The organism is Desulfobacterales bacterium (genome assembly GCA_029211065.1).
Classification (GTDB): Bacteria; Desulfobacterota; Desulfobacteria; order Desulfobacterales; family JARGFK01; genus JARGFK01.
Map to the genome: position 1 here is coordinate 1 of JARGFK010000126.1, position 11,962 is coordinate 11,962.

Below are 11,962 nucleotides of genomic sequence, written 5' to 3' on the forward strand. Positions count from 1 at the left end.
TCTGATTATTGTATGACTTTTATTTACAGGCGCTTTCATGCTTAAGTTGATATTTTTAAATTGATTTAGTTAGCCCTGTTTAATGTTATTTAATAAATGAGTGGTCCCTTAGTCCCCAGTTTATCAAATGGTTTTCAGCAAGTAATGTGCCAGGCAAGAAATAAAAAAAATTTTTATAATAAGTAATAGAAATAAATATATTTATCATTCAGAGATCTGAATGATAACTCGATATGGAACTTTGCCAAAACGGGTAAATAATATCCGGTCGCCCAATCACATGTATCGGAAATATCCATTAGATGACACGGCTTAACAGAAGGCATTCAACTTCCGGTTGATCGCTGCATCAAGCGTTTAACCGAGAACAACTGAAAACAGCCGCAAAAAACTCAATACCGTTCTCTCCGTTCCCGAGCAAATTTTGTATTAAAGATGAACTTCGATCTATAGTCAATCGACGTGCAGGACAACGGAAAAACTGTTGAAAACAGCCCAGACCGGATCGTTCACGTGAAGATCAAGCCGACGGCTGCTCTCGCTGGTGACCAGAGAGCACAACTCGGTTCCGTCGGCGATACGAACCACGTATTCGGTGTTAACCGCGCCTGTAACAATACGGTCGATGGTCCCGCGAAACCGGTTGTCGGCTGATATGTCTGGCTCCCGATTTCCTTTGAAAAGAACCACCCAGGGTGCTTTGACTTCGGCCGTAATCAGGGTTCCTTCTTTCAGGCCAAGCCGCGAAAGGCTGTCTTTGGTAATGACCGTCGTGATCAAATCCCCGCCGATGGTGGTCAGTTCCACCATGGCCTGGATATCGCCCCTGCGGATCGCGCGGATTTTGCCAAAAAACGTATTGCGGGCGCTGGTTCTCCGGCGGGATTCCTTTTCCATGAAGTGACGGGTTACAACGCGGATATCATCATCCGAAAACGTAACATAAGAACTGGTCAGGTTCGGAGTTGAATGGCCTAAAATCCTCTGAACCGCCGGAAGCGGCATGTTGCTCTGCATCAGCTCCACGGCGCGGGATTTTCGAACAACATCCGGAGCGCCCAGCGCTTTTGGAAAACCGCAGGCAGCAGCACGCTCATAAAACTTGCGGCGGACATGGCCGGGGTCCACATTGAAAAGATTGCTTAAGGACTTTTTGAATGCGGGTTCCGCCAGTGCAGTCCGGATATCTTCGGAAAGCACTTCCGATATCTGAACTTCCCGTTTTGTTCGATCACGACCGGCGGCCGGATTGCCCAATATTATCATATGCCGGTCAAAATCGATGTCCAGAAACGGATTCAGAGCCAGCACTTCGTTCAGCTTGGCCCCGGTGTAGCGAATCAGCAGGAATATAAGTAAAATCCGCTTGCGCGACCGGTGCACATCCCCCCGCGTCGTGTTCTCAACCCAGTCGCGAAAGGACTGTTCCAACCGGCCCAGTTGACGCGTATCCAGAAAGCGGCTGCCTTTAGGCACAATCAGGATGCGGCCGTGACCGGTCCGCTCCGCAATCGATTCTGAATCGGACTGTTGCGTATTTGGTTTTTTTGCCACAATCATTTTCCCCGGGCAGTCAGTCAGAAAATCTGATGTTTTTCTTTATTTTTTTACCACATTCGAAAATTTTAGGGAAGCGGCGTATTCACCCTTGACAAACTTTCAATACCATTGTTATAGTAACACGAAACATATTATTTTCGTGTTACTATTGTCAACTCAAAATATCTCCTTTTTATCAGGAGGTTCATCATGTTTTTTGAAACCGCCGGAATCGAAGTCGCCCTTTGGATACCGCCCCTGGTAGCGTTCGTCATTTCGTTTTTCACCTCCATGGGGGGTGTCTCCGGTGCCTTCCTGCTGCTCCCCTTCCAGATGTCGTTTCTGGGATACACCAACCCTTCCGTCAGCGCCACCAACCAATTGTTCAACATTGTCGCCATCCCCAGCGGGGTTTACCGATACTACCGGGAAGGCCGCATGGTCTGGCCCCTGACCTGGGTGGTGGTGGCCGGCACCCTGCCGGGGGTATTCATCGGCGCTTTCGTTCGAATTGCCTACCTCCCCGACCCGAAGCATTTTAAACTGTTCGCAGCCGGTGTGCTGCTGTATATCGGCCTTAAGATGGTCCGCGACCTGCTGCGAAAGAATTCGGGGGGTAAGGACAAATCCGCCAGTGAGGAACGCTTCCAGGAACTGGTGCGCAGCTTTCGCCGGAAGGCTGCCGGACCGGATGCCGCTCAAGGTACGTTGCCGGCCGTTAGGGTCACCCATTTTAATCGGAAGCGGCTCGGCTATACCTTTTACGATGAACAGTTTGATGTTCCCTTCTGGGGCATATTGGCTCTCAGCTTCATTGTCGGTATCGTTGGCGGCATATACGGCATCGGCGGCGGTGCCATCATTGCTCCTTTTTTTGTGACTTTCTTTCATCTTCCGGTTTATACCGTTGCCGGGGCCGCGCTCATGGGGACTTTTGTTACGTCGGTAGCGGGGGTTGCCTTCTATCAGGCCATCGCCCCCTTTTATCCCAACATGTCGGTAGCGCCGGACTGGTTATTGGGAATTCTGTTCGGAATCGGTGGAATGGCCGGCATGTATCTGGGCGCGCGCTGCCAGAAGTTTGTTCCGGCCGGGATTATCAAATGGATGCTCGCGGGTATCATCGTCTTTACGGCTATTAAATATGGCGCGGCCTTTTTCGGTCTATAAGACGGACGCTTCAAAAACGTAGCGCTATTTTACCTTCAGATGCTCCACGGCGCCTTCCAGCCCGTCAATGGAGAGTTCGTACATGGGAAAAATCTGGCGGATAAGCCGGATGGTATGGGTGTAATCCCAGCGCTGTATGGATACGGGGTTCAGCCAGACGCTGTGCTTGAATATTTTAGCCAGAAAATGCAGCCGTTCGATGCTGGGCATGGAACTGCGGTCACCAACATAGATGGAGCCATCGGTGGCCATCAGTTCATAGGGCGCCATGCTGGCATCGCCCAGCACCACCAGGCGCGTTTCCGGGTCCATGCGGGTAAATTCTTCCAGCATCTTCGGTTTTTTGCGTCTGGCCGGATCTTCCCACAGAACATCGTAGATGGTATTGTGGAAATAATACGTTTTCAGATCTTTGAACTGGGCCCTGGCATAATCAAAAAGGGTTTGCACCACCCGGATGTAGGGATCCATGGACCAGCCCCCGTTGTCGATGGCGAGAATGACCTTCAGCCGGTCCCGCAGACTGCGGTCAAAAACAATTTCAATTTCACCGGCGTTCTTCATGGTCTGATAAATAGTGGCATCGATGTTGAGCTGATCCCTCGGCCCGGTAGGCATCATGTGACGCAGCCGTTTTAACGCCTCCCCCACCATGGCCTGGGTCAGCGGTCCGCTCAGGGAATAATCCTTATAGCGCCGCTCCAGGGCAACCTTGACGGCGGACTTGTTGCGCGACACGCCCCCCACGCGCATCCCGTTGGGATGATACCCGGAATGGCCCACCGGCGAGGTGCCTGCGGTTCCGATCCACTTTGCGCCGCCGTCGTGGCGCTCTTTCTGCTCCTTGAGCCGTTCCTTGAAATAATCGATCAGTTCTTCCGGGTTGAGCTTGTTTAAAGTGGATTCATCCACACCCAGGGCATCGGCCAGACCCTGCGGGTTTCGCAGCCACTCTTCGAGCATGATCCGCGTCATTTCATCGAAATCAAATTCTTCATAGGCCGGCATTTCAGCCCCTTCAAAGTAGTGGGCAAACACCTGGTCAAAGCGATCAAAATAGCGCTCACTCTTAACCAGTATCGTTCGGGAGGCCCTGTAAAACTCATCCAGCGAGTTCACCAGGCCGAAACCCAGCGCTTTTTGCAGCGTTAAAAAGGAAGTGGGACTGACCTGAATCCCCGCCTCCCGTAACTTATAAAAAAAATCGATGAACATAACTGTCGCTTCAGGAATGGTCCAAGGTTAAAAGGTTTTACGGTAGCTGACGATATGGGCGGCCCTTTCGTAGTCCTGGCTCTTTTTAAACAGCACGCCCAGAAACGGCAGCTCCCCCTTGGGCAGCTGTTTGGGTTTAAAGTCGGGGTCTGCCGCCAGTGCCCGGATCCAGTTGAGCAGCTCCCGGGTGGCCGGTTTTTTCTCAATATTCTCTATCTGCCGCAGTTTATAAAATGCAGTGACGGCATTCTCGGCCAGATCGGAATCGATATCCGGAAAATGGACCGAAATAATTTTGCGCATCATCTTAGGGTCCGGAAAGGCAATGTGATGAAAATTGCATCGGCCCAGGAACGGGTCGGACAGATCTTTCTTGGCATTGGAAGTGATGATGATCACCGGACGCTTTTTGGCCCCGATGCGCTTGTCGATTTCGATAATATCGAATTCCATCTGGTCCAGCACATCCAGCATGTCATCCTGAAAATCGGTGTCTGCCTTGTCGATTTCATCGATGAGCAGGACGGTGCGTTCTTCCGAAGTAAACGCCTGCCCGATCTTGCCCATTTTGATATATTCCTCGATATTGCTGACATCCCTGTTGGAGTCGCCGAAACGGCTGTCATTCAACCGCGTCAGGGTGTCATACTGGTAGAGCGCATCGATCAGCTTCATGCTGGATTTTACGTTCAAGACAATCAGGGGCATCCGCAGGCTTTCGGCAATGGAATGCGCCAGCATGGTTTTACCGGTGCCCGGCTCGCCCTTTAGAAGCAGCGGCATTTCCAGCGCCATGGAAATATTGACAATCCCGGCCAGCTCGTCGTCCAGCACATAGCGGGTTGCGCCCTTAAAATTCCGTTGTGTTTTCATGTTCGCCATATAAATCTCATCCTTCCATATTTACTGTTACTGGAAAATCTCCCCAAACCCCTCTTTTCCAAAGAGGGGCATTATTCCCCACATTCGGCGAGCCCTTCGGCTGTGAGCCCTTCGGTCATGAGCCTCAGGGTCGAATGACTCAGGGCCGAACAGCGCATGTCGAGCTGCTTTGCCAAAGTGAGGCAAGGAGGGATTTTTATTTCATATCCATGCCTTATAAACCTGGCGGTAACGATCAAAAAAGTTTATAATTGAAGCCTGATCCGGTCCGACAGCTGCCTGGTCAGCGAGAGCACCTTGCGGGCCGACGCAAGACTCAGCGACCCGGCGCCGCAGCTCGGTGTTATCACCGATTGCGCCAGGATCGTCTTTCGGTCGATTCCGAGGGCTTCTATCTGCCCGGTTTTTTCCTGCCAGGCTTGCATCAGTGAATCAACGGTTTCCTTTTCAATGTCTTCTTTATTGAACGTCGGCACAATCCCCCAGGCCAGTATGCGGCCGGGACTGATGAACCGCCTGATCTGCTGCGCATACAGTATGAAGCGGTCAAAATATGCGTACGCATCAAAATTAATGATATCGACATCCGATTCCAGCAGCAGCGACCAGTCCGTGTTGGCACAGACATGCACCCCGGCAAGCCCCCCTTCCGCATGAACGGCAGCGATGACCTCGCCCAGACAGGCGGCGATATCTTCCCGTGAAATACTGATGAATTCAGAAGAACCAAACCCGGCCAGGGACGGTTCGTCAAAAAACATGATCACCGGACACCCCAGCGCCTTGAACTCCCGGACTTGCCATCGGGCTTTGAGCGCCAGCAGTTTAACGGCCGCATCCCGCAGCTGATCGTCATAAAAAATGGCCCGGCCATCCTGGTCGCTGACGCCGGTGGTGAAGGTAATGGGCCCCGTGATCTGCCCCTTGACGGCGACCGGTATTCCCTCAATGCGTTTCAGCCTGTCCAGCAGTGTAAAAAAACCTTTTGCCGTTTCAGGCGTCAATTTGAAGCGCGATTCCGACAGTGCCTTCTCGCCCGCTTCGACGGCCATATACTCCTCATAAAACGCGAGTGCTTCTGCATCAAAACTTTCACCGGCCTTGTTGATATAGGCCTTTTCCTGCTCCAGGGCAAACCCCGGCATCCCCGGCAGAAACTGCCGCAGCATGCCCTCTTCTTTAAATACCGGCAACTGCACCCAGATGGGAATATCCGGAACATGTTCAAAGACAAGCTCGCAGGCCTCTTTGTGGTCGTTCAGCGGAAGGCTGCCGATCAGTGTCGGCAGGCAGTTCGGCTTAAAAGGCTTCGACATAATAAAAAGATTCCTTTATATGAATTGGTTATTTGTCGGTGAAACGGCGACAAATAATTAAAAAGCCAATTAACATGATTGATGTTCCATTACAAGGGATATGAGCATTGGCAAGGACCGCGCAACGCCGCATAACGGCCGCAAATGCAGTTTTCCAACAGTCTGCTAAATGATTGACACGCCATTTGCCTGGTGTTATATTGGCCTTAACTTTAAAATATAATTTAATATAATGCTGTTTGGATTCAAAACCGTCAGTGTAGAGATTGGCGCCATTAGGGGAGTATGGCTGATATTATATCCATTGAGGATAAGCTCCGGCTTACCAAGGACAAAAAAGCTGATATCATCAGAAGGAGAAAAATTTCAGCTGTTCAGAAAGTTTTCCAATGCACCCACTGCGCTTATAAGTGTGAGAAATGCGGTACTCAGATGAGTACGACCCGGGAAGGGACCATTATCAGGGATCCCAATCCAAGAATTCCTTACCGCTTTTGTGAAAGCTGCTCCGAAGAATATATCGACTTTATCGAACGGCTCAAAGGAGGGGGTGACCCGGACCGTTACTGGCACAACGATGCCTGGCTGGCCGTCTGGAAGACATGGATAGATTATCAGAGTTCCCTTGACAGTTTTTTAAAATCAAAAGAGTTTTTAAAGCTTCTGCGAGAGATGAAGCAAACCACCCCCGATCCATAGGAGGCTATCATGTTTGGAATTGGAATGCCTGAACTGATTATCATTCTGGTAATAATACTGATCATTTTCGGGGCCGGCAAACTCCCCGAAATCGGCGCCGGCATGGGCAAGGCCATCCGAAACTTTAAGGGCGCCACAACAGAACCGGACAAAAAGGACCCTGACAAGATAAAAGATGACAATAAACCGATTGAACCGACCTGATTTCCCAGGCTAAACTTTATAGCAACGATGGGCGATTCCGCCCCGCCGGGATTAACCTTGTCAATTGAATAAGACTGTCGCAGAAAAAACCGTCTGTGAGGGGCAATTCTCTCCAGACGGTTTGAAGTTCAGGCCTGACCGTGGAGAAATAGGCTCCGTGCGCCACAGGGCCGGCGCCGAAATTGAGCATAAGAAAATGTTTCGCAAAGGTCTTGAGGGAAGTCCTTTGCAAAACCCTCGCCGGGTGTTCCTCGGCTTTCATCCCCTGACAGCTTGAAACCTAAAAAGGAATGTCGTCATCCTGGGGTCCGGAACCCGATGGCCCGCCTGCATCCGTTTCCTTGGCCCCGTATTGATTCTGGGCGCTTGCAGCACCCGATTCGCGGCCGCCTAAAAACTGGACATCGGATGCGACTATTTCGGTTGTATAACGTGTAACGCCATCTTTTTCCCACGATCGCGTCTGAAGTTTCCCTTCAACATAAACCTGGCGTCCTTTTGAAAGGTATTCGCCGCAAATTTCACCCAGCTTGCGCCAGGCTACGATCCGATGCCATTCCGTGCGCTCTTTTTTGTCCCCGGTTTCTTTGTCCTTCCACTCGTCGGATGTCGCGATACTGAAACTGGCCACCGCACTTCCGTCTTGGGTGTATCGGACTTCAGGATCATTGCCTAGCCTGCCGACCAAAATAACCTTATTGATACCTGCCATGATTCACCTCTTTGTTGTGTTAATTCTTAATTTTTGACAAACTCCGTATGATTTTTCCGGGCAGGGTTTCCACCGCCCGGATTGCGCCGTCGGGGCAGATTTCTGCGCAGCAGTAACAGCGGATACAGCGGTCATAATCAAAAACCATCTTGCCCCGCTTAAAGGATATGGCCTGGGCCGGGCAGTACTGCCGGCATTCCGCACAGCGCCGGCAGAGCTTATCATCCACAACCGGCCGCTGGACCAGGTGCTTGCGGATAACCGTTTGCAGCAGAGGGGGGCCGAATGTAACCGCCCCCAGGACCGGCATCTTAAAATCATGGATGATGTGAAAGTCGCCATTAATGTAGACATCTTTGCTGGCCAGTCCCATGTTGTCGGCGGCCTTGTTCGTCAAGAGCATATCCGGTTCCATGCCCAGCATCCGGCAAATCGCCCGGTCCGCTTCGATGCCGCTGCGGCTGCCCACCAACACATCGAGCCGCCGCGGCGTTCCGCTTTTGCCCGGTCCCTGGCCTTCCAAAGCCAAAATACCGTCAACGATGGTCACCGCCGGCTGTATGGCATTGTATATTTGAACCAGCAGCCGTGCGAACACTTCCCGGTCCACACCGGCCCGCAAGTGCCACTCCGGCTTGCGCAACCCCACGATGCAGCCGAACAGGTTCTTAACCCCCAGGGTTAGCAGCATCTGCGAATGCGTCTTTAACTTGGCGAGGTTCACCACCACATCCGCTTCCATCACGTCCCTGGCGATTTCAATGCGCCCAAAGGGCTCGCCGATATCCACCCGGATCGATTCTTCCAGCGGTTTAAAAGAAACGTCAAGTCCTTGAAATGCCTGTGAATAACCGCCTTCCTTGAGAAGTTTTTCAAAGGAACCCAGGGCCGGGCTGTCCGATATTTGGGGCTGCCCCCCCTTGGAAAGCACGTATTCCGCCACCGCCCGGACCACCAGCGGATGGGTCAGTACGGCCCGTTCGGGTCCGGCGGGAGATAGCAGGTTCGGCTTGATCAATACCCGGGGCTTGCCGTCAAAGACATCGCCGCCCAAGGCCTCCATCATTTCATAGACTATAGGCTTTAAAATGTCGTATTGATATGTAGATTGTCTAAAAACAACTTTTGACATATAGGATACAGGAAAACCGATTTACAAATTTATTGGCGGCTGTTAAATACCCGCATCCATATTATTTTTAACGGACTTAATCAAGACAAACCCTAATTTTTTTCATTTTATGTTTATGATATGCAGTCTCAATCGTTTATTATCTCCCAGAAACGGGGGTATCTGTATGTGGTTATGGCGGCCCTGCTGTGGGCGGTTTCAGGTTCAGCAGCCAAGTTTCTGTTCAGCACCGGGATATCTCCATTTGAACTGGTACAGCTTCGCCTGACAATAGCCGCCGCCGTTTTGCTGGCCTGGCTTCTGCTCCACTCTCCCGCACGTCTTAAGATAGCCACCCGCGACATCGGCTATTTTATTATTCTGGGCAGCGGCGCCATGGCTGCCGTTCAATTTACCTATCTGTTCAGCATCAGTAAAATTCATGTCGCCGCCGCCATTTTGCTGCAGTACCTCGCGCCGGGCTTTATTGCCCTCTACACGGTTGCCGTTACCCGCGACCGCTTGGGCCGGACGACGGTTCTGGCGCTTGTCGGCGCCTTCAGCGGTTGCTACCTCGTGGTGGGTGCGTATGATTTCAACATGTTCGCCATGAACCACCTGGGCGTTATCAGCGGCTTTCTTTCAGCGCTTGCCTTTGCCTGGTATTCGCTCCAGGGCGAATATGGCATGCGCCGGTACCATCCCTGGACGGTGTTGTTTTTCGCACTGCTTTTCGGCGCTGTCGTCTGGAACATCCTGCAGCCGCCTTTCGGCGCTTTTCTGCGCCGTTATGCCCCCCTGCAATGGGGCTGGATCGGGTATATCAGCCTGCTGGGGACGCTTTTGCCTTTTGGTTTTTATTTTAAAGGCATCAACCTGATACGTTCCACCCGCGCCAGCATTACCGCCACTCTGGAGCCGATAACCGCCGGCGTGCTGTCCTTTGTTTTTTTAAAAGAAATCATGACCCCGCTTCAAATCATCGGCGGACTCATGGTCATTGCAGCCGTCATTCTCCTGCAGATCGAACAATCTTTTGATAAAAACGCGCCCGACGTGATTCGCAAGCGCGGAAAGCTGGTAAACAGTGACGCCATCGACACCCCTGCAGAAACGGATTAAACGGCATCTGACCGGACGGGAGCACCGGTTTTTTGCGGCGACTGCACCGGGACTTGAAATGGTTTGCCGGGACGAGCTGAAGTCTTTTTTGCTCCCCCAAATTCATATCGCGGCTGTTGAAGGCGGTGTTGAGTTTAGCGGCCACCTTCCGGATTGTTACCTGGCCAACCTTAACCTGCGCTCGGCCAATCGCGTCCTCATGCGCATCCGCTCTTTCCATGCCGCCGATTTTCGACAGCTTGAAAAAAACCTGCGGGACATCCCGTGGGAACTTTACCTGCACCCAGGCGCAACAATCCAAATTCATGCAACATCGCGACAATCCCGACTGTATCACAAAGATGCCATTGCCGAACGCGTTCAGGAAAGCATCTCTTTTCGTTTTGCCCAAAACATATTCCCCCAAGAACCCTGCCCGGCCCCTGCCGATATCCGGCAAATCTTTGTGCGGGTGTCCCAAAACGACTTTACCCTTTCCATCGACAGCAGCGGGGAACTGCTTCACAAACGGGGCATTAAATCCCATGCTGCAAGGGCGCCGCTGCGCGAAACCATTGCCGCCGCCGCCCTGATGCTGGCCGGGTACACCGGCGCTGAACCCCTCATAGACCCCATGTGCGGCTCCGGATCGTTTTCTCTTGAGGCCGCCCTGATGGCGCAACAGATTCCCCCGGGCTGGTACAGGGCCTTTGCATTCATGAACTGGCCGTCGTTTCAACCCGGACGCTGGAAGCATCTGCGACGCCGGGCTGAAATAATGTTCAGACACGTAACCACCCCTGCTATTTTTGCCTCGGACCGGGACGAACAAGCGGTAAGCACCCTGAAAGAGAACTTTTCCCGACATGGGCTGGCAGGTGTGGTTGCCGTTTCCACCCGGAATTTTTTTGATTTCTCGCCAAAGGAATTAACGGATCGGACGGGACTGATCGCGCTCAATCCACCCTTTGGCCGCCGCATGGGATCCCGTCAGGAAAGCGACGCCCTCTTCACGGCTGTCTGTCTGTGGTTGAAAAAAGAATACCGGGGGTGGAAATTTGCCCTGATTGCACCCAGGGCAGCCCTGGTCCATAAGGTCCCGTTCAGATCAACCCCTCATATGCTACCCCTGGGAGGGATCAAGGTTAGCCTGCTGACGGGCAAGATCCCATAGACGATTATTTTCAACTCGCCGGACATCCCGCGGGTGCTGCCTGTTATAACGGAGAGGTGCGGCGACAAAACGGAACGTTATTTTGTACGCCGCCCATCGCCGGAACAACTGCCTTTTTAATGAAGCAACAAAATATCATGTTGACAGGCGCTAGTTTTAATTGATATTTTTAGTCTGTTTTATTCCTTAACATTTAACCTTTTAATGGAGATTAACAAGGGAGCCTGCACGAACTGATCCGTCCATTCCGCGCAACAACGTCTGCTATACTTTTTTTCATATGACATCATGTTGTCATGACGTTGTATATTCCCTACAGCCTGCAGGCATAGATACAACACATCCAATAGTTTCAACCACACACGCGACAAAATAATTAAGAACAGCAGAATTGCCCGGCAATTTGGCTTTTCAGGCCGTTTGTTGATCCGGACAAATGGATTCCGTGACAGTCCGGAGTTGCAGCTGTTTGCAGAGTCATTTTCAGATCTGCTTTTCATATGGGTTGACGTATCAACTAATCTTACAAGAATTATCGAAGAGGAGGAAGGGACTATGAAAAACGTAAAAGTGATGGTGATGGGATTGTTGTTTGCCGGCCTGCTGCTTTCCGGCAACTGGCAGGCGGTTGCAGCCGAGTACCCTGAAAGAGGCATCGAGATTATTGTGCCCTTTGGGGTGGGCGGCGGCAGCGACACGGCCGCCCGGGCCGTGGTGGAAGGCATGAAGCCGCTGCTGAAAGTGCCTGTGGTGGTTACCAACCTTTCCGGCGGCGGCGGCACCAAGGGGATGCTGCAGGCGTCCCTGCAGCCGGCCGACGGCTATACGGTATTTGCCAC

General features: G+C 51.9%; 12 protein-coding genes. 6 read left to right on the top strand and 6 right to left on the bottom strand.

Features of this window, described 5'->3' with window-relative positions; all coding sequences use genetic code 11:
- Nucleotides 1-453: 453 nt before the first annotated feature.
- Nucleotides 454-1,554 (bottom strand): TOBE domain-containing protein, encoded by a 1,101-nt coding sequence (locus P1P89_19765; protein MDF1593751.1) that lies wholly within the window; start codon nucleotides 1,552-1,554, stop codon nucleotides 454-456.
- A gap of 195 nt (nucleotides 1,555-1,749) precedes the next feature.
- Here P1P89_19765 and P1P89_19770 point away from each other — a divergent pair, with 195 nt between their 5' ends.
- Nucleotides 1,750-2,709 carry a sulfite exporter TauE/SafE family protein gene (locus P1P89_19770; protein MDF1593752.1) on the top strand — a complete coding sequence of 320 codons (960 nt, stop codon included), beginning with the start codon at nucleotides 1,750-1,752 and terminating at the stop codon, nucleotides 2,707-2,709.
- A gap of 24 nt (nucleotides 2,710-2,733) precedes the next feature.
- Here the strand turns inward: P1P89_19770 and P1P89_19775 are convergent, their stop codons facing one another.
- From P1P89_19775 to P1P89_19785, 3 genes are all read right to left on the bottom strand, one after another.
- A complete protein-coding gene (locus P1P89_19775; GenBank protein ID MDF1593753.1) occupies nucleotides 2,734-3,924 on the bottom strand; it encodes a hypothetical protein in 1,191 nt (396 codons plus the stop codon).
- Nucleotides 3,925-3,951: 27 nt separating this feature from the next.
- A complete protein-coding gene (locus P1P89_19780) occupies nucleotides 3,952-4,806 on the bottom strand; it encodes a MoxR family ATPase (GenBank protein MDF1593754.1) in 855 nt (284 codons plus the stop codon).
- A gap of 245 nt (nucleotides 4,807-5,051) precedes the next feature.
- Entirely contained in the window at nucleotides 5,052-6,122 is a 1,071-nt protein-coding gene (locus P1P89_19785; GenBank protein ID MDF1593755.1) for a hypothetical protein, read from the bottom strand.
- A 285-nt stretch (nucleotides 6,123-6,407) separates the two neighbouring features.
- On the opposite strand from P1P89_19785, the gene P1P89_19790 reads away from it, so the two are divergent.
- Nucleotides 6,408-6,821: a hypothetical protein gene (locus P1P89_19790; protein ID MDF1593756.1), complete on the top strand. Its 414-nt coding sequence runs from the start codon at nucleotides 6,408-6,410 to the stop codon at nucleotides 6,819-6,821.
- Nucleotides 6,822-6,830: 9 nt separating this feature from the next.
- Nucleotides 6,831-7,025, top strand: a complete 195-nt coding sequence (gene tatA, locus P1P89_19795) for a twin-arginine translocase TatA/TatE family subunit (GenBank protein ID MDF1593757.1) — start codon at nucleotides 6,831-6,833, stop codon at nucleotides 7,023-7,025.
- A 280-nt stretch (nucleotides 7,026-7,305) separates the two neighbouring features.
- Here tatA and ssb read toward each other — a convergent pair whose 3' ends face one another.
- Both ssb and P1P89_19805 read right to left on the bottom strand, forming a co-directional pair.
- A complete protein-coding gene (ssb, locus tag P1P89_19800) occupies nucleotides 7,306-7,737 on the bottom strand; it encodes a single-stranded DNA-binding protein (GenBank protein ID MDF1593758.1) in 432 nt (143 codons plus the stop codon).
- A gap of 19 nt (nucleotides 7,738-7,756) precedes the next feature.
- Nucleotides 7,757-8,869, bottom strand: coding sequence for a DUF362 domain-containing protein (locus tag P1P89_19805; GenBank protein ID MDF1593759.1), 1,113 nt, complete (start codon nucleotides 8,867-8,869; stop codon nucleotides 7,757-7,759).
- A 120-nt stretch (nucleotides 8,870-8,989) separates the two neighbouring features.
- On the opposite strand from P1P89_19805, the gene P1P89_19810 reads away from it, so the two are divergent.
- From P1P89_19810 to P1P89_19820, 3 genes are all read left to right on the top strand, one after another.
- Nucleotides 8,990-9,970 carry an EamA family transporter gene (locus P1P89_19810; GenBank protein MDF1593760.1) on the top strand — a complete coding sequence of 327 codons (981 nt, stop codon included), beginning with the start codon at nucleotides 8,990-8,992 and terminating at the stop codon, nucleotides 9,968-9,970.
- Nucleotides 9,936-11,123, top strand: coding sequence for a hypothetical protein (locus tag P1P89_19815; protein ID MDF1593761.1), 1,188 nt, complete (start codon nucleotides 9,936-9,938; stop codon nucleotides 11,121-11,123). The genes P1P89_19810 and P1P89_19815 overlap by 35 nt, the downstream gene beginning before the upstream one ends.
- A gap of 555 nt (nucleotides 11,124-11,678) precedes the next feature.
- The coding region (locus P1P89_19820) for a hypothetical protein (GenBank protein MDF1593762.1) at nucleotides 11,679-11,962 on the top strand (284 nt) is incomplete at its 3' end.

Coding starts and splice junctions, on each gene's coding strand:
- ssb (MDF1593758.1), bottom strand. CDS start 7,737: ATGGCAGGTATCAATAAGGTTATTTTGGTCGGCAGGCTAGGCAATGAT.
- tatA (MDF1593757.1), top strand. CDS start 6,831: ATGTTTGGAATTGGAATGCCTGAACTGATTATCATTCTGGTAATAATA.
- P1P89_19770 (MDF1593752.1), top strand. CDS start 1,750: ATGTTTTTTGAAACCGCCGGAATCGAAGTCGCCCTTTGGATACCGCCC.
- P1P89_19805 (MDF1593759.1), bottom strand. CDS start 8,869: ATGTCAAAAGTTGTTTTTAGACAATCTACATATCAATACGACATTTTA.
- P1P89_19790 (MDF1593756.1), top strand. CDS start 6,408: ATGGCTGATATTATATCCATTGAGGATAAGCTCCGGCTTACCAAGGAC.
- P1P89_19775 (MDF1593753.1), bottom strand. CDS start 3,924: ATGTTCATCGATTTTTTTTATAAGTTACGGGAGGCGGGGATTCAGGTC.
- P1P89_19780 (MDF1593754.1), bottom strand. CDS start 4,806: ATGGCGAACATGAAAACACAACGGAATTTTAAGGGCGCAACCCGCTAT.
- P1P89_19785 (MDF1593755.1), bottom strand. CDS start 6,122: ATGTCGAAGCCTTTTAAGCCGAACTGCCTGCCGACACTGATCGGCAGC.
- P1P89_19810 (MDF1593760.1), top strand. CDS start 8,990: ATGCAGTCTCAATCGTTTATTATCTCCCAGAAACGGGGGTATCTGTAT.